Below are 17,152 nucleotides of genomic sequence, written 5' to 3'. Positions count from 1 at the left end.
CGGCCGGTGGAGGACCCGAGACCCGGCGGACGCGTTCGTACCGGGCCGCCCTCTGGGCGAGCACTCACGGGGCGGCCCCTCCCAACGACTGCCAGCGGAGATCACCATGCCCATCGACCAACCACCGCAGGTACGCTCCGGCGACCTGCTGTACCTGACCCGTGCCGCAAGCCCGCAGTTTGCCCGCCCCATCACCGTCCGCGTGATCCGCGCCCTGACCGGCCGCCACACGTACCACGGTTGGTTGTGGATCGACGCCTACCAACTCGGCCCGAGCGGCGACGCCGTCGCCCGCCGCGAGCTTTACCTGATGCCCTCCGGCGCGCGCTGGCTCCCCTCCCCACCTGCCACCCCACCCCGAACGACCGCGCCACCCCCGACCGCCACCCCACCGCGGACCGCCACCCCACCCCGGACCGGCACTCCACCCCGGACCGCCACCCCATCCCCGACGCCCGCGCCATCCCGGACCGCCACCCCACCCCGGACCGCCGCGCCGCCCAAGCCCATTGCGGTACCCGTCACCGCACCGCCGCGCCCGACCACCACACCGTCCCGGCCCACGGCACCGCCGCGTCGTGCTGCTCGGCGCCCGGCAATGCGCGGTCCGGCGCGGGTCGGCTGATGCCCCGGCGTGCTCACGACCATCAGCCGGCCCGCCCGACGTGGCGCTGCGGCACCTGCGGAATCGCCTGGCCCTGCTCGGCCGCCAAGCTCCGCCTCCTCGCGACCTACCGGCTTGATCGCCCGGCCCTGCTGGCCCACCTGGCGGCGCTTCAGGCGGAGGCCGCCGCCCACCTCACTGCCCTCAATCCGGATAAACCACCCCCAAACCTGACCGACCGCTTCACCACCTGGGCCTCCCCCCGCTAGCCACACACCCACTCATGCCCGAATCCCTGCAGATCTTGGACAGTTTCCGTTAGCTGCTAACGGAAACTGTCCAAGATCTGCACGGGCGACAGCAACGGAGCGCGCGGCAACGCCGCGCACGGCCGCACGGCGCAGGGCCGCACGGCACGCGACACGCGACACGCGGCGGACGGCGCACGACACGCGACGGACGCCGAACGGCAACGCGGCCACGCCGCACGGCGCACGGCGCACGACACGCGACACGCGGCGGACGCCGAACGGCAGCGCGGAGCGGCAGCACGGCAACGCGGCAACGCCGCAACGCCGCAACGCCGCAACGACAGCAGCGGCAGCGGCAGCAGCGGCGGCGGCAGCAGCAAGCGGCAGCGGCAGCAACGAGGGCTGTACGCCAGCGGCAGAACTGTCCGCCATGTGATGGCGCGGCACCAACCAGGTGGGAAGGCTCGACGGGATGTTGCCTCCTGATGACGCCGACGCACTCGACTGGCTCGCCTTCGAGCAGGCGGGTGTGCTGACGACCGCGCAGCTCTCCGGGCTCGTCACCGAGGGGACGGTCCGGGGCCGGATTCGCTCCGGACGCTGGCGGTCGGTCTGTCAGGGGATCGTGCTGGCCGGTAATGGTCGACTCACCCGCGACCAGCAACTGTGGGTGGCGGTGCTTGCGGCCGGTCCGGGAGCGGTCCTGGCCGGGGTGACCGCGGCTGCCGAGGCGGGCGTACGGGGACTGCGGCGCGAACCACTGCACGTGCTGGTGCCGGCCGAGCGTCGCGCCGCGCGGACCGCCCTGCGTCGGCTGCCCATCGACATGCCCGCGGTGCTGGTCCATCGCACGTCGGTGCTGCCGGACGGGCATGTTCAGCTCGCCCGTCCGCCACGCACGACGACGGCCCGCTCCCTGGTGGACGCGGCCGGATGGGCGGGCGGCGTGGACGAGGCGCAGGGGTTGTTGGCCGCCGGATGCCAGCAGCGTCGCGTGCTACCCGAGGAACTGGATGCCGTGCTCGACGTCCTGCCCCGGGCACCTCGCCGACGGCTGATCCGGCAGGCCGTCGCCGACATCGCCGGCGGTGCGCAGGCGCTCTCCGAGATCAATTTTGTACGGCTGTGCCGGCGGCACCGGCTGCCCGCGCCGGACCTGCAACGACACCGCGTCGACGCGGCGGGCCGCAACCGCTGGTTGGACGCGTACTGGCACGAGTGGCGGGTGCAGGTGGAGATCGACGGCGCGCACCACATGGACGCCCGGCAGTGGGCGGCGGACATGCGCCGGCAGAACGACGTATGGACCAGCGGTGACCGTATCCTGCGCTTCCCCGCCTGGCTGGTCCGCGCCCGCCCCGACGAGGTCGCCGACACCGTTCGACGGGCGCTGGTCGCGGCCGGCTGGAGCCCGACCGGCGCGGCGCGACGGTCGCCGGAACAAGCCCGATGATGCCTACGGTTTGCGGGCCACGCCGCTGTAGCCGGTACGAGCGACCTCGGCGTCGACGGTGGCGGGCGGCTCGGGGTACGGCCACATGTTGACCAGACCGGGCGAATCGAGGACGAAGTCGCCGAAGAACCGGGTGACGTCGGCGTGGCCGCGCGGTACGAACGGCGTGTTCGCGCGGGCGTAGATCGCCGAGATGCGGGCCATCAGGTCGGGGTGCACGTCGGTGCTGGCGTGGGACAGCGCCAGGTAGCTGCCGGGGGCGAGCGCGTCGCGGTAGGTCGCCACGATGTGGTGCGGGACCTGCTCGTCGGGCACCAGGTGCAGCACGAACATCATGAGGACCGCGACCGGGCTGTCGAAGTCGATGGCGGCGGCGACCTCCGGATGGGAAAGCACCTCGGCGGGTCGGCACAGGTCGGCCTCCACGACCGACACCGTCGCCGCGTCGGCGAGCAGGGCACGCCCGTGGGCGCACACCACCGGGTCGTTGTCGACGTAGACGACGCGTACGCCCGGGTCGATGCGGTGGGCGATCTCGTGCACGTTGTCCCGGGTCGGCAGCCCGGAACCGAGGTCCAGGATCTGCCGGACGCCCTTCTCCTCGACGAGGTGGCGGACCGTACGGGCGATCAGGTCGCGGCCCTGCCGGGCGGCCTCGGGCATCCACGGCGCGACCTGCAACACCATCTCGGCGGCGGCCCGGTCGGCGGCGAAGTTGTCCTTGCCGCCGAGGTAGTAGTCGAACATCCGCGCCGCGTTCGGCCGGTCGGTCTGCAGGCTCAGCCTGGGCTCCGACTGCGTCATGGCCGACCACCTCTCCCCGCCGAGCCCGCAGCATACCGTCCACGATGGTCGATCACGGACCCCCGGAGTCGGCACGAGCGTGATGCCTGTGGGTCATCTGGACAACTCACAGGCATCACGATCGTCGACGGGCGCGGTCAGCCGGTCGTGCAGACGGTGCCGTTGAGGGTGAACGCGGTGGGGAGCACGTTCGGCCCGCTGTACGCGCCGACGAACCCGGCGCTGACGGTGGCGCCGGCGGCGATCTGCCGGTTGTCGTCGGTCGGGGTGACGCGCACGGCCCTGCCGACCTGCTCCCAGGTGGCGCTCCAGCCACTGCTCACCTGCTGCCACCCGGTCGGCCAGGTCCAGGTTAGCGTCCAGCCGGTGATGGGTTTCGTCCCGTTGTTGGTGATCTCGACGCCCCCGATGTAGCCGTTGCCCCAGTCGTTGCTGGCGGTGAAGCGGACCGTGCACGCGCTGGTCGCCGGGCTGCCGGTGGCGAACGTCAACGGCGGTGAGGCCCACGACACCCGGCCGGCCGTGTCACGGGCCAGCACGTTGACTGTGTACCTGCTGCCCGGCACCAGGTTGCCGACCGTGAACGACGTCGTCGCCGTCTCGCCGAACTGCTCGCTGACCGCGCCGTTCTGCCGGTACACCTCGTACTTGGCGATCGGGCTGCTGCCGGCGGTGGCCGCCGGCCAGGTGATCGTCGCGCCCCGGTCGGTGACGCCGCTGGCGGTGGGCTGGCCCGGGGCCGACGGCCGCCCGGCGGTCGCGCCGGCCGGGCGCAGCACGAGCGTCGTCAACGAGTACGGCGGCAGCGTCCGGCTGATCGCCGAGCCGGACTGGCCGGTGGCGATGCCCGTCGCGCCGTTGGTGAGGGTGGACACCGTCGGCGCGGCTGTCGACGGCGTGAACCCGGCGTAGTCGATGGCGACGTCGTGGGCCGCGTCCGGGTCCTTGTTGATCAGCAGCACGGCCAGGTCCCCGTTGGTCCGGCGGACGGCGTGCGCGCTGACCAGCGGCTCGTCGGTGCCGGCACGGATGAACTGGTCGCCGGTCTTCGCGAAGAGCTTCATCATCGTCAGAGCGTGGTACGGCGCGAACGGCGTGTTCAACGGCGGCTCGCACACCGAGCCGTCCGCCGTGCAGCCGCCGCTGGACAGCATGCCGAAGTCGCCGTAGTCGGTCTGGCCCGCCACCTCGCTCACGGTGCCGATGCCGTTGTGGACGTTCCACCACTGGGCGGTGAAGACGCCGTTCTCCAGCAGCCCGCTGTACGCGTCGGCGAGGAACAGCGCCCCGGGCTGGGTGTTCTGGCCGGCGCCGACGTTCAGCTCGGTGAAGCTGATGCCGATCCGGTCGGCGTTCGGGCCCGCGTACCGGCTGAGCTGCTGCCGGAGCAGGTACGTCGCGTCGGGGAGCTGGTTGGTGCGGGTCAGCGACTCGGCGGCGCTGCCACCGGGGTACCAGTGCACGTCCACGAAATCGATCTTCGGGCCGGCGAGGGAGAGCACGGTCTGGTTCCAGGGGCCGGGGTCGCCGCCGGCGGTGATGCCGTCCGGCCAGTTGCCCGGCATGGTCAGCACCGCGCCGACCCTGATGCTCGGGTCGACCGCCTTCATCGCGTCGGCGTACTCGATCACCAGCCGCGCGTACTGGCTGGCGCTCTTGTCCGGGTGGTCGTCCGCCTCCCACGCCGACCCGTAGAGCCCGTTGCCGTAGTTCTCGTTGCCGATCGTCCAGTACCTCGCCCCGTAACCCTTGGTCACGTTGGCGTAGCGCACCCAGTCGGCGGCCTCGGACGGCGTACCGGTGCCGTAGTTCGCGATGATCATCGGTTGGGCACCGACCCGCCTGACCGCCGCCATGAACGTGTCGAAGTCGGTGTTCGGGGCGACGTACCCGCCGGGCGCGGTGTGGTCCTTCCAGTGGTAGATGTCGGCGTACGAGCCGCCGGGATAGCGCATCATCTGCACGCCGGCGTCGCGCAGCAGGTCCGACGTCTCGGCGGTGCCCAGGTTCTGGTCCCAGATGGCGTGGTTGACGCCCAAGGCGGTGTCGGACACCCGCGCCAGTCCGGCGCGGGCGTTCACGGTCACGGCGACGGCGCCGGGGTCGGCCGCCGCCATCGCTGTCGGAGGGTGGATGCCGGAGAGTGCGCTCGCGGCGAGCAGCACGCCCGCCAGGAGCGCCGCGCGGCGGTTCGGTATCTGCATGGCTGGGTTCCTTCGGGAAACGACGGTGAGTCACCCGGCCGGCAGAAAGCGGCGCGGCGGCGGGCGGACTCGTGGACGGACAGGCCCCGGCGCCCCATCACTCAATCCCCGTCCTCCGGGATCCGTGGTCCGGTCCCGGCTGCCCAGTGGACGGGCGTCAGCCCCGCGCGCAGCAGGTTATCGACGGCCAAGAATGTCATGGTCGAATCGGGGATCTCAAGGGGACCCGCCCGAAGCAGGCGCTCCCACGACTGAAATGACGTCATACGTTACGTCTTGACGAACGACATGTTATCGCTCACAGTCGATGCGAGACGCCCAGCGTCAACGGCTCACCGGGAGAGCCGTCGCTGGTCAGGACGCCCGCCGGCAGGCGGGCGTCGCGACCGGACCGGTCAACAGCCCGCGGGTGACGCGCGGTGGACTCCGCGCGCCCGCGTGGTTCGTCGTGCCGATGACCGGTCCGGGCCTTCTCCCCGCACACCCCCACCGCCACCGCTGCACCCACTGTGGAGGAACCGCCGATGAGAACAAGGCTCGCGCTGCTGGCCGCCGGGCTGGCGACGGCTCTGGCGACGATGACGGCCGTGGTCACGCTCGCCACCCCGGCGTCGGCCGCGACGCTCACCCAGGTGAGCAACTTCGGCACCAACCCGACGAACCTGCAGATGCACCTGTACGTGCCGGACCGGGTCGCGGCCCGCCCGGCGCTGCTCCTCGCGCTGCACTACTGCACGGGCAGCGGCCCGGCCGTGCACACCGGTTTCGGCCTCAGCTCCCTGGCCGACCGCTACGGCTTCATCGTGATCTACCCGTCGGTCACCCGCAGCAGCAAATGCTGGGACGTCTCCTCCCCGCAGGCCCTGCGCCGCGACGGCGGCAGCGACCCCGTCGGCCTGAAGTCCATGCTGGACTACGTCCGCAGCCGCTACCCGGTCGACCCGACCCGGATCGCCGTGGGCGGTTTCTCCTCCGGCGCCATGATGACCAACGTCATGCTCGGCCTCTACCCGGACGTGTTCAACGCCGGCTTCAGCTCCTCCGGAGTCCCGTTCGGCTGCTTCGCCACCACCAACGGCGCCGAGTGGAACAGCGAATGCTCCGGCGGACGCATCACCAAAACCCCGCAGCAGTGGGGCGACCTCGTGCGCAACGCCTACCCCGGCTACACCGGCGCCCGCCCCCGCGTCCAGATCTGGCACGGCACCACGGACACCACGCTGAGCTACGTCAACTTCGGCGAGCAGATCAAACAGTGGACCAACGTGCTGGGCGTCTCGCAGACCCCCAGCTACACCGACTACCCCCAGACGAGCGCCACCCGCACCCGCTACGGAGGCACCGGCCCCACCGCCCCGGTCGAGGCGATCAGCTTCCAGGGCTACGGCCACTCGATCCCGTTCGACGCCGCCCAGGCCATCCGCTTCCTCGGCTTCGACACCACCAACCCCAACCCCACCACCCCGCCGCCGGGCGGCACGGCGGCGCCGCTGCGCAACGTCAACGCCGGCCGGTGCCTGGACGTCCCGTCCCGGTCGCAGACGAACGGCACCCAGGTGGCGTTGTGGGACTGCAACGGCGGCACCAACCAGCAGTGGACGTCGACGACCGGCAGGCAACTCCAGGTGTACGGCACCAAGTGCCTGGACGCCGAGGGCGCCGGGACGTCCTCCGGGACTCGGGTGATCATCTGGGACTGCAACGGCGGTGCCAACCAGCAGTGGAACCTCGGAACCGACGGCACGGTCACCGGAGTCCAGTCGGGTCTGTGCCTCACCCCGAACTCCGCTGGCACCGCCAACGGCAGCCCGGTGGTCCTCTCGACCTGCAACGGCGGGACCAGCCAGAGGTGGACCAGAAGCTGATGCGGTAGCCCGATCGGTCGGTGCTACCGGCGACGATGCGGCCCGGCCCGGGATCTTCCGGAGCCGGGCCGCGATTCCGCTCCAGACGGCCAGCCAGTGGGGCTCGGCCCCGTCGTGGCTCTCCACGGATCGCTGGGCAGCCAGCTTGGAAGACGGGCGTTAGCCTGGAGTCAGGCCATGGTCACGGTCCGTCAACAAGCGGGAAACGGTTGGCGGCCGCGCCGAACATCCGACCACCACCGACTGGTGATGAGGGATGCGCATGATGAGGACGCCGCGGATGGTGGTGGCAATCGCGGTCACCGGCGTCCTCTCAGCCGCGACAGTGCTCACCGGGCTGATCACCAACGAGGCGTCGGCCCAGCAGCGGTGGCCCGGCTGGCTGGAGTTGGTCCGCACCCACCCGTGGCACTCACTCGGCGTACTGGCACTGCTCTTGGTCGGGCTAACTGTCGTCCTGACGGTGTTGCCGGACGGCGGAACGAAAACCCCGAGTCACCCGGACCTGGCGGACGCCGAGACCGCGCCACCGGCACCGCCGCCGTCCACAGTTGTCGAGTCCGCTGAACAGGAAGCGCCGGTAGACGACCGACGCGAGGAACAACGGATCCGACTGAGACGCCTCTCGACGGGACTGGTCAGCCGTCTCGGTCGGAGAAGGACCGCATACCCCCTTGATCTGAGCCTCGCCGAGCTGCATCGGTTGGACCTGTTCGTGCCCGGCCGAATGACCCGGTATCACGAGCGAGGCCCAGAAGTGGGCGAGCATGCCGTGGCGGCACTGATGGCCCCTCTCCATCAGGGCGAGTCGGTGCTTCTGCTCGGCGAGCCCGGGTCCGGAAAGAGCCTCTCGCTCTACGGCGCGGCGCTCGAACTACAACAAGCCGGCCTGATACCCATTCCGCTGCGCGCGCTTGACGCTGTGGAGGTCCTCGACCGTTTGCAGCAGGCAGGACTCGACCCGACGGCAGCGACGGACGCCGTGGTGCTTGTCGATGGCCTGGACGAGGCGAGTGAATTGGCCGGCGACGGGCCGCTCACCGTCGCACTGCTGCAACTGCTCCAACACGCCCCGGCGCTTGTCACCTCCCGCACCAGGGAATACGAGGAATGGATCGCCTTCGAGACCACCGCGATCAGCTTCGACGAGGTGTTCGTGCTCAAGGGCTGGTCGGCGGAGACCGAGTTCGCGGACTATCTGATCCGGCTGCAACGGCAGGGGCTGATCGCCGATCCCGATCTCTACCGGACCGTGGTCGACTCGGAACGGTTGACGAGACTCGTAGAGCGTCCGCTCTACGCCCGGATGCTCACCTTCATCGGCCATGACGCCGCAACGCGGATCAGCAGTGCAAGTAACCTCTACGGCGAGTATCTCAACCGGCTGAGCCGTACAACCGACTTCGCGGTGCGCAGCACCCATCCCGCTTGGGCCGGCCAGTCGCTGTCGGTCTGGCAGACGGCGGCCTGGCTCGTGCACGCACGCGAACTGCCGGCGGACGCCATACCGATGGCCGACCTGCACGCCGCTCTCGCAACCAGCCGCGGACGCGGGGCCGAAATCAGAGCACTCGACCAGGTGATCGACCGGCGCACTCTCCACGGCACCGAAGTCGGCGAGTTCCTGCACTACTCGTTCTACGAATACCTGCTGGCCCGGCACATTCGCGACCGGCTGCTCGCCGTGCTCTCCCCCGAGCAGGCTGTGACGTTGCTGCGTCGCGACCTGACGAGAGAGGTCCGCCACCACTTGATCGGTCAGCTGCAGGAGCTGGCCGACCACCGGCTCGGCGAACGGCTTTCCCAGCTGTACCGGCATCTGCGTGATGAACCAGGTCTCGACACGGGTGACCGGCTGACGGTTTGCAACCTGCTGGTCTACTTGATCTCGCGGACCAGTCCGGCGGCTCCTGAGCAGCTGACCGCATTGCTGCAGCGAGAGCGAGACGAGTTCCTGTTGAGCTCGATTCTGTGGGCGTTGTGCCACCACGAGTCGGACTCGGCGCTGTCACGGTTCTTCTACCTGCTGCAGTACGACTCGGCGTTCCGGGCCTGCAGCCGCGGCTACGTCCTCTACTACTACGGCGACGTGAGGGCAGGCCGCCCACCCTTCCTGGATCTGCCGCCCTACCCGCCGCACGAACGCACGACGACCCGAGTGTTGGCGATGTTCGAGAGCACCACCTTCCAGGCAATCCCCCCGCAACGCCGCTACGTCGACCTGTACACCTTCATGGACATCTATCTGGTGCGGCATGAGAGTATCGGTGGCCGTTCCCTGTCGACGCTCCGCGCGGCCACCACTGCGTTGTCCGGCCAAGGGCTGACGTCGGCGATGGAAGAGAAGCTGTCCGAGATGTTGCAGGCGATCTCCCGTCGGCCCATTGCGGACGGAAGCTCGACGTCGTTTGCGGGATGAGCAGATGACACTACGCGACCACGGGAAGGGCGAACTCGTGAAACTCTTTGTCTGGGATCTGCACGGCGTACTGGAGCAGGGCAACGATCGAGCCGTGATCGACATCTCCAACGAGGTGCTCGCCACCTTCGGATACGAGCAAAGATTCGGGTACGAGGACGGCCGCCGCCTGTACGGCCACAAGTGGTACGAATACTTTGACTTCCTCCTGCCCAACGAGACGCACCACCGGCACCTGGAGCTGCAGGACGCGTGCTTCACCCTCTCCGAGGAGCGGCCTGACCTGCAGTATCACTGGATGAAACCGACTCCACATGTCACCGACGTACTGGACGCCATAGCCATCCAGCACCAGCAGATCGTCATCTCCAACACCCGCCCCGGCACCCTCGACATGTTCCTCAAACTGCTGGAACTCGCGGACTATTTCCTGCCGGGGCGGGCGTTCGCTGTGGACCAGCATGTCCTGGACGTGAAGACCACCAAGAGGGATGTTCTCGCCGGGTACCTCGTCGGCCAACAGGCCTTCGAGGAGATCGTGATCATCGGAGACTCGGCGAGCGACATGCGATTGGCAGAGGTGGCCGGGGGGACGACCTACCTCTTCGCCCATCCCGACTTTGCATTTCGCAACTGCAGCGCGGACTTCCGAATCAGGGACCTTCGCGAGGTTCTCCATCGCATATAGACCACCTCCAATCGCACTGCCTAAACTGTGAGCAATCAATGCCTCACGGAGTGCGAGGTCGCCAATGGCATCACCTCGAGTTGTCCGGTCGTCTTCATCCCACACGCCACCACCGTTCTGCGACGCGTTGATCGTCGTACCGCCACCGTCTCCATCGGACACCAACCCTCCGCTGGGCCCGGCGATCCTCGCGACCGTCGCCGCACGTCACGGCTTTAACGTGGAGGTCCTGGACCTCAACATTCTCTTACTCAACCGGTTCGGCAATCAGGCTGGCACCCTCCGCAGCACACTGGGCGACCACGGCAAGGACCGGTCGAGCGTGGCGGCCGCCGCGCGATGGCTCTTCGCCCACACGGGTCTGCGTGGTACGCCTCCGCTGCATCTGCCCGACACCGCCGATCCAGTGGCGGGGATGCACTACCCAACCGATGCGATCACGGCCGCCGTGACGGCCGCCGCCGCCGAGCCGGAGCCGTGGCGGACGTGGCTCGAACAGCAGCTCCAAGCTTCGTGCGACACCCCACCCGCGGTGGTGGGCGTGTCCCTGATGGGGCCGTCCCAGGTTTTCGTCGGTCTGCTCGTACTGCGGGTGGTCAAGGAGATCTGGCCCGGCACGACGACCATGCTCGGTGGCAGTCACGTAACCCTGTTGGGAGATCGGATTCACCGTGACAACGGCATCCGGGACCTGGTCGACCTTGTGCTGGCCGGTCACTGTGAAGACGAGTTCGTGGCGACTCTGGTCCGACTCAGCCCTCGCGGCATCCGGCGACCGCTGCTACCAGCGCAAACTCCAGCAGACGCTCCGTTCGAGTATCTACCCACGTTCCACGCCCGCCAGCTCGCTCTCTACGACCGCCGTTCGCTGACGCTGCCGGTCCAGTTCTCACGAGGGTGTTCCTACGGGCGATGCACCTTCTGCACCTACCCGGTCGTCGAACGGCAGGTCACCGCCCTCGCCCCAGATGCCGCGGCGCGGACGATCAGCGCGCTCGTCCGGGCCCACGACGTCCGCCGCTTCTCCTTGAAGGACTCTCTGTTCACAGCGCCGATGCTGCGCACCCTGGCCGAGGCGTTGCGCCACGAGCCGGTGACTGGACTGCGATGGAGCGCAACGACGAAGGCCAGTCGAGCGCTGCTTCCGCTGGCCTCATTCCTGGCCGACTCCGGACTCGCCACGCTGGAGATCGGCGTGGAGACGATCAGCCCGGCTGGTCAGCGGCTGTTCGACAAGCGAGCCGATCCCGCGATGCTTGAGGAACTGATCCTGGCGCTGGCGGAGGCGGGTATCACCGTCGTGACGAACTTGATCTTTGGCTTTCCAGGAGAGCAGGAGCAGGAGGCGCAGGCACAACTGGCGTGGTTGCTCCGCCTACAGGCGGCGGCGCCCGCTGACCGGGTCGACTGCTCGTTGAACATGCTGGAGATGGTCCGCGGCGCACCGATGGTCTCTCACCCCCCGCCAGGAGTCGAACTGCGCGGGGTTGCTCCCTGGGCGTTCAGCTATGACTGGAATGCGCCTACGTGGCGCCGTGACTTCGTTGCCACTCTGGAGCGGGTGGAACGCGCACGCGGCACGACGTCACCGATGGTCGGCACGGCAACGCACGCTCGCGAGCAGGTTGCAAGCTCAGCTGCGGCACATCGGATGCTCGCGTAGTCGGAGCAGCACGTCGAGGAGCACGACCTCGGCTGAAGGTGACCGCCCCGACCCGACCGCCATGAGCGAAGCCCGAATACTCTCGCGGCATGCGGGGACGACTCGGAGCGGCCAGGCGGTGGTGCACGGAGCATCGACGGTTCGTCCGTCGTACCCTCTTCGGGTTGGTGGTGGGCGCGGTGCTGCTGACCGGCGGCACGGTCGCCAGCGTGACGTGGGTCCGCGGCGCCGCGGACGGCCACCTCTACGACGAGGCCCAGGTGCCGGCGGCGCCGGTCGCCCTGGTCCTCGGCACCAAGGTGGACGCCGACGGTACGCCGTCACCCTTTCTCGCGGCCCGTCTGGAGATCGCGCGGCGGCTCATCGACCGGGGCAAGGTGACCGCGATCCTGGTGTCCGGCGACAACATGAACGCCGACTACAACGAGCCGGAAGCGATGCTGCGCTGGTTGGTCGACCGGGGTGTGCCGGCACGCAAGGTCGTGCTGGACTACGCCGGCTTCGACACGTACGACTCCTGCGCGCGGGCCCGGCAGATCTTCGGCGTGCAACGGGCGACGGTCGTGACCCAGTCGTTCCATCTGCCCCGGGCCGTGGCGTTGTGTCGGCGCCTCGGCATCGACGCTCAGGGGGTGGGCGACGACAGCGCGAAGCGGTATTCCCGGACGTGGCGGTTCGGTTCCCTGCGCGAGAACGGCGCCTGCCTGAAGGCCGCGGTGGACGTGTTGTCCGGCCGGGAGCCCGCTCACCTCGGTCGCCGCGAGACCGGTGTCGACGACGCCCTGCGCGACGCCTGAGCGCAGGAGGCGTACCGAAAAAGAACCGCGACGGTCGCGCGGGCCCGGCAAGGTCAGCGGGGCGGGCTGGCGCTGTCGCGCACGACGAGTTCGGTGGCGAGTTCGATGCGCGGGCTCTCGGTCTTCTCGCCTCCGGCAAGGCGCAGCACGGTTCGGGCGGCCAGCATGCCCATCTCGGCCAGTGGCTGGCGGACCGTGGTCAGCGGTGGGGAGCACCAGCGGACCTCCGGTAGGTCGTCGAAGCCGACCACGCTGATGTCGTCGGGCACCCGCAGGCCGCTTTTGCGGACGGCCTCGTAGACGCCGAGCGCCATCTGGTCGCTGGAGGCGAAGATGGCGGTGGGTGGGTCGGGCAGGGCCAGTAGTTGCGTACCCGAGGTGAAGCCGGCCTCGTGGTAGAAGTTGCCGGGCCTGATGAGGGCGTCGTCAACGGCGATGCCGGCGGCGCCGAGCGCCGCGCGGTACCCGTCCATCCGGGCCCGGCTGCACATCAGGTGTGGTGGTCCGGCGATGAAGCCGATGCGGCGGTGGCCGAGGCCGAGCAGGTACTGGTTGGCGCTCAGGCTGCCCGCCCAGTTGGTGGCGCCGATGGTGGGCGACTCCTGCGGGTCGACACCGGCGGGGTCGATGATGACCACTGGCAGGTGCAGCCGGCGCAGCTCCGCCTGCAGCGGTGGGTTCACCATCGAGGTCACGAAGATGACGCCCTCGGTGGATCGGGTACGCATGTTGTCCAGCCACTGCTTGGCCGAGGAGATGCGCCAGTGGATGGCGGAGACGACGGTGCCGACGCCACTGGCACGGGCGACGTCCTCCACCCCACGGATGATCTCCACGGCCCATGGGCTGTCCAGGTCGTTGAAGACCAGGTCGATCAGTGCGGCCTCGGTCCGCCGGGCCTGGGTGCGACGGCGGTAACCGTGGTGGTTGAGCAGCCGCTCGACGCGCTCCCGGGTCTCGGGAGCGACGTCGGAGCGACCGTTGATGACCCGGGAGACCGTGGGCACGGACACACCGGCCAGTCGCGCGATCATCGCGATGGTGACGTTTCGGCCGTTGTCGGAGCCCACGGTCCGCTCCTTTGTTCTGCGGGACGCTTCAGCTGGGTTGGCGATCCGGTGTCGTCACCCCTTGACGCTGCCGGTCAGGCCGCCGATGAGTTGGCGTTCGGCCACGGCGTAGAAGCCCAGGGCCGGAATCATGGACAGGACGACGTAGGCGAGCACCCGGGCGGTGTCGTCGGCGTACTGGCCCTGGAACGCCTGGACCCCGACGGGGAGCGTCCACCAACTCTGGTCGCTGAAGACGACCAGCGGGAGCATGAAGTTGTTCCAGCTCGTCACGACCGCCAGCACCGAGACGGTGGCCAGGGCGGGACGGGCCATCGGCAGCAGGACCCGCCAGAAGAACCCGAAGGAGCCGCAGCCGTCGAGGACGGCGGCCTCCTCCACCTCGGCGGGAATGGTCCGGAAGAACTGGCGCAGGATGATGATGGTGATCGGCAGCCCGAACGCGGCTTGGGGCAGGATGACACCGAGGGGGTTGTCCAGCAGGCCCAGGCCGCGGAGCAGGACGAACAGCGGCAGGATCGCCACCGCGAACGGGAACATCAGGCCGATCGCGAACAGGGTGACCAGGAACTCGCGGCCCCGGAAGGCGTAGCGGGCGAAGACGAACGCCGCCATCGCCGCCGCGCCGACCACGATGACGGTGCTGCTGACGGCGATGAGCAGGCTGTTGCCGAGCTGTCGCCAGAACACGCCGGAGGCGAAGAGGTCGGTGTAGTTCGACGGCACCCACGGGTCGGGCAGGCCCAGTGGGTTCGTCGACAGCTGACCGTTGTCCTTGAAGCCGCCGATCACACCGAACCAGACCGGCACGACGATGAGCGCGCCGACGCCGATGCAGATGAGGTGCAGGACGAGGCTGCGGGTCCGCTGGGCGCGACTGGTCGTGGCGGTCATCGCTGGCCTCCCTGGTTGGTGATCGCACCCGCGGTGTCCCGACGCAGGACGATGCGCTGGTAGAACAGGGCGAAGACGAGGCTCAGCAGGAACATGACGATGCTGATCGCGCTGGCGTAGCCGACCTCGAAGCGGCGGAAGCCGTACTGGTACATCGTGACGGCCATGGTCTCCGAGGTGTGGATCGGGCCGCCGCCGGTCAGCACCCAGACCATGTCGAACAGTTGGATGGTGCCGATGACCGACAGGAAGATGCTGATGCGGATCGTCGGGCCGAGCAGGGGCAGGGTGACGTGCCGGAATGCCTGCCAGGCGGTGGCGCCGTCGGTGACCGCGGCCTCGGACAGCTCCTTCGGGATGCCCTGACGGGCGGCCAGGAAGAGCATCATGTAGAGGCCGAAGTACTTCCAGGACACCACCAGGAAGACGGCGAACAGCACGGTGTCGGGGTCGGCGAAGACGGCGCCCGCGTCGGCGCCCAACCAGCGCGAGACCGACTCCCCCAGGCCCCGGTTCGGCGAGAACACCAGGGTGAACAGGACGGCCGTGGTGACCTCGGAGAGCACGTACGGGGCGAAGAAGATCAGCCGGTACGCGGCCCGGCCGCGCAACGGCTGGTTGAGGAGCATGGCCAGGGCCAGCGCCGCGGGCAGTTGCACGGCGAGGGAGAGCAGCACGAGCACGAGGCCACGCCACAGGTCGCCCCGGAAGGTCGGATCGCCGAAGGCTCGGGTGTAGTTGTCCAGCCCGACGAAGTTCTCCGGCAGCCCGAAGCCGTTCCACTTGTAGAGGCTGGCGTAGCCGGCCACCAGGATCGGCGCGATCACCAGCAGCAGGAACAGCGCCAGGGCGGGCGCCAGGAAGACGGCGAGGACGCCACCCCGCCCCGGCCGGGGCTGGCGGCCACGCTGTCGCGTGGTGCCCGGCCCCGGTGCCGGCGGATCGGTCGCCGTGTCGCCGCGCCTCGTGTCCGACACGGTCGATGGCCTGGTCATGCCTGCTCCACTCGGGTTCTATCGCCGGCTACGGATGGATACGGGGTCACGGTCAGACGGTCTTCGCCACCTGCGTGATGTCCTTGAGGATCGCCGCGGGCTGCTTCTTGCCGGCGATGATCTCGGCGACGCTGTCGTTGATCTGCTGCCCGAGCGCGGGCGCGTACGCCTGGTCGAGGTAGAGCTGGAAACCGGTGTTCTTGGCCAGGGTCTCCGCGACGACCTTGTTGTTGGCGTCGGTGATGGCGTCGGTGGCGTCCTTCACCGTGGGCAGCACCGCGCCGGTCTTCGCGGAACGACGCTGGTTGTCGACGCTCAGCAGGAACTTCAGGAAGTCGATGGTGGCGGCCGGCGCGTCCTTGCCGACGGCGAAGCCGTTGCCACCGCCGAAGACCTCGGTGGCGGTGCCCTTGCCGCCGTCCACGGCCGGGAACGGGAAGAAGCCCAGCTTGTCGCCGAGGCCCTTCTTGCTGGTGGAGCTGGACGCCTGCACCGCCGGCGCCCACTGCCCCATCAGCTCCATGGCCGCACCGCCGTTGCCCATCGTGGCGGCCTGCCCGTCCGGGGAGCCGTACTCGGCGCCGAGGAAACCCTTCTGGAAGGGCTGCAGGTCGACGAGTTCCTTGAGCCGCTCTCCCGCGGCGACGAGGTCTGGGGTGTCGAAGTTCTTGTCATCGACGGCCTTCTGCAGCGCGCCGACGCCGCCGATGCGCATGGCCAGGTAGGACCAGTAGAAGTGGGCCGGCCACTTGTCCTTGCCGGCGATGGCGACCGGGGTGATGCCGGCGGTCTTGAGCTTGCGGACCGCGTCGAGCACGCCCGTCCAGGTGGTGGGCGGCTCGGTGATGCCGGCGCGGGCGAAGAGGTCCTTGTTGTACCAGAACCCGACCATCCCGATGTCGAACGGGATGCCGTAGATCTTGCCGTCGATCGTGTACGGCTGCATGGCGGCGGGCAGGATGCCGCTGACCAGATCCTTCACGTCGTCGGTGAGGTCCTTGACCAGGCCCGCGTCGACCTGCTGCTTGAGCACGCCGCCGCCCCAGGACTGGAAGAGGTCCGGCGGGTCGCCGGCCTGGGTGGCGGTGGTCAGCTTGGCCTTGAACGCCTCGTTCTCCAGCGGCTGGATGGTGAACGTGACGTTGCTGTGCGCGGTCTTGTACTCGTTGGCCATCGCGGCCCACACCGGCAGCATCGGCTCGGTGTTCTGGATGTGCCACCAGTTGATGGTCTGCGGGGCGTTCGGGTCGCTGGACTTCTCGTCGCCACTACAGGCGCTCAGCAGGTAGGCGCCGGCGCCGGCGCCGGCCAGGCCGAGCAGCGATCGGCGGGAAAGGTGCGCTGTCATGATCCATCCCTTCGGGGGACTCACGGGGTGCTCGGACGCCGGCCGAGCCGGCAAGGGTTCGAACCTGGATCTCCGGAACTTTCATTGCTTCGTCGGT

12 protein-coding genes are annotated in these 17,152 nt (G+C 69.2%); 6 read left to right on the top strand and 6 right to left on the bottom strand.

The window, feature by feature from the left end; all coding sequences use genetic code 11:
* Positions 1-1,327 precede the first annotated feature (1,327 nt).
* Positions 1,328-2,308 (top strand): DUF559 domain-containing protein, encoded by a 981-nt coding sequence (locus ACFYPR_RS20475; RefSeq protein WP_363941208.1) that lies wholly within the window; start codon positions 1,328-1,330, stop codon positions 2,306-2,308.
* A gap of 3 nt (positions 2,309-2,311) precedes the next feature.
* Here the strand turns inward: ACFYPR_RS20475 and ACFYPR_RS20470 are convergent, their stop codons facing one another.
* Positions 2,312-3,112: an SAM-dependent methyltransferase gene (locus ACFYPR_RS20470; protein WP_387183670.1), complete on the bottom strand. Its 801-nt coding sequence runs from the start codon at positions 3,110-3,112 to the stop codon at positions 2,312-2,314.
* Between the two features lie 137 nt (positions 3,113-3,249).
* A complete protein-coding gene (locus tag ACFYPR_RS20465; protein WP_387183667.1) occupies positions 3,250-5,316 on the bottom strand; it encodes a cellulose binding domain-containing protein in 2,067 nt (688 codons plus the stop codon).
* Between the two features lie 524 nt (positions 5,317-5,840).
* Here ACFYPR_RS20465 and ACFYPR_RS20460 point away from each other — a divergent pair.
* The 5 genes from ACFYPR_RS20460 (at position 5,841) to ACFYPR_RS20440 (ending at position 12,748) form a co-directional block, all read left to right on the top strand.
* The gene (locus ACFYPR_RS20460; protein WP_355066349.1) at positions 5,841-7,181 is read left to right on the top strand and encodes a PHB depolymerase family esterase; all 1,341 of its coding nucleotides are present in this window, start codon (positions 5,841-5,843) and stop codon (positions 7,179-7,181) included.
* A gap of 280 nt (positions 7,182-7,461) precedes the next feature.
* On the top strand, positions 7,462-9,600 hold the full coding sequence (locus ACFYPR_RS20455) for a hypothetical protein (RefSeq protein WP_355066350.1): 2,139 nt from the start codon (positions 7,462-7,464) through the stop codon (positions 9,598-9,600).
* 4 nt (positions 9,601-9,604) lie between these two features.
* Entirely contained in the window at positions 9,605-10,288 is a 684-nt protein-coding gene (locus ACFYPR_RS20450; protein WP_355066352.1) for an HAD hydrolase-like protein, read from the top strand.
* Positions 10,289-10,508: 220 nt separating this feature from the next.
* Positions 10,509-11,951 carry a B12-binding domain-containing radical SAM protein gene (locus ACFYPR_RS20445; RefSeq protein ID WP_354855699.1) on the top strand — a complete coding sequence of 481 codons (1,443 nt, stop codon included), beginning with the start codon at positions 10,509-10,511 and terminating at the stop codon, positions 11,949-11,951.
* A gap of 89 nt (positions 11,952-12,040) precedes the next feature.
* Positions 12,041-12,748: a vancomycin high temperature exclusion protein gene (locus ACFYPR_RS20440; RefSeq protein ID WP_387261598.1), complete on the top strand. Its 708-nt coding sequence runs from the start codon at positions 12,041-12,043 to the stop codon at positions 12,746-12,748.
* Between the two features lie 53 nt (positions 12,749-12,801).
* Here the strand turns inward: ACFYPR_RS20440 and ACFYPR_RS20435 are convergent, their stop codons facing one another.
* The 4 genes from ACFYPR_RS20435 to ACFYPR_RS20420 all read right to left on the bottom strand — a co-directional run bounded on the left by ACFYPR_RS20435 (position 12,802) and on the right by ACFYPR_RS20420 (position 17,055).
* Entirely contained in the window at positions 12,802-13,782 is a 981-nt protein-coding gene (locus ACFYPR_RS20435) for a LacI family DNA-binding transcriptional regulator (protein ID WP_387183796.1), read from the bottom strand.
* Positions 13,783-13,872: 90 nt separating this feature from the next.
* Entirely contained in the window at positions 13,873-14,712 is an 840-nt protein-coding gene (locus tag ACFYPR_RS20430) for a carbohydrate ABC transporter permease (RefSeq protein WP_387261595.1), read from the bottom strand.
* Positions 14,709-15,707 (bottom strand): sugar ABC transporter permease, encoded by a 999-nt coding sequence (locus ACFYPR_RS20425; protein WP_354855703.1) that lies wholly within the window; start codon positions 15,705-15,707, stop codon positions 14,709-14,711. The genes ACFYPR_RS20430 and ACFYPR_RS20425 overlap by 4 nt, the downstream gene beginning before the upstream one ends.
* Before the next feature lie 52 nt (positions 15,708-15,759).
* A complete protein-coding gene (locus tag ACFYPR_RS20420; RefSeq protein ID WP_355066361.1) occupies positions 15,760-17,055 on the bottom strand; it encodes an extracellular solute-binding protein in 1,296 nt (431 codons plus the stop codon).
* Positions 17,056-17,152: the final 97 nt, after the last annotated feature.

Source organism: Micromonospora sp. NPDC005254 (assembly GCF_042872525.1).
Taxonomy (GTDB): domain Bacteria; phylum Actinomycetota; class Actinomycetes; order Mycobacteriales; family Micromonosporaceae; genus Micromonospora.
The sequence above is the reverse complement of the archived record's forward strand: the minus strand, read 5'-3'. Positions and strand labels throughout refer to the sequence as shown.

What these genes read in the sequence shown, in the direction of transcription:
- ACFYPR_RS20475 (WP_363941208.1), top strand. Translation starts at nt 1,328, where the DNA reads ATGTTGCCTCCTGATGACGCCGACGCACTCGACTGGCTCGCCTTCGAG.
- ACFYPR_RS20470 (WP_387183670.1), bottom strand. Translation starts at nt 3,112, where the DNA reads ATGACGCAGTCGGAGCCCAGGCTGAGCCTGCAGACCGACCGGCCGAAC.
- ACFYPR_RS20465 (WP_387183667.1), bottom strand. Translation starts at nt 5,316, where the DNA reads ATGCAGATACCGAACCGCCGCGCGGCGCTCCTGGCGGGCGTGCTGCTC.
- ACFYPR_RS20460 (WP_355066349.1), top strand. Translation starts at nt 5,841, where the DNA reads ATGAGAACAAGGCTCGCGCTGCTGGCCGCCGGGCTGGCGACGGCTCTG.
- ACFYPR_RS20455 (WP_355066350.1), top strand. Translation starts at nt 7,462, where the DNA reads ATGGTGGTGGCAATCGCGGTCACCGGCGTCCTCTCAGCCGCGACAGTG.
- ACFYPR_RS20450 (WP_355066352.1), top strand. Translation starts at nt 9,605, where the DNA reads ATGACACTACGCGACCACGGGAAGGGCGAACTCGTGAAACTCTTTGTC.
- ACFYPR_RS20440 (WP_387261598.1), top strand. Translation starts at nt 12,041, where the DNA reads ATGCGGGGACGACTCGGAGCGGCCAGGCGGTGGTGCACGGAGCATCGA.
- ACFYPR_RS20435 (WP_387183796.1), bottom strand. Translation starts at nt 13,782, where the DNA reads ATGATCGCGCGACTGGCCGGTGTGTCCGTGCCCACGGTCTCCCGGGTC.
- ACFYPR_RS20430 (WP_387261595.1), bottom strand. Translation starts at nt 14,712, where the DNA reads ATGACCGCCACGACCAGTCGCGCCCAGCGGACCCGCAGCCTCGTCCTG.
- ACFYPR_RS20425 (WP_354855703.1), bottom strand. Translation starts at nt 15,707, where the DNA reads ATGACCAGGCCATCGACCGTGTCGGACACGAGGCGCGGCGACACGGCG.
- ACFYPR_RS20420 (WP_355066361.1), bottom strand. Translation starts at nt 17,055, where the DNA reads ATGACAGCGCACCTTTCCCGCCGATCGCTGCTCGGCCTGGCCGGCGCC.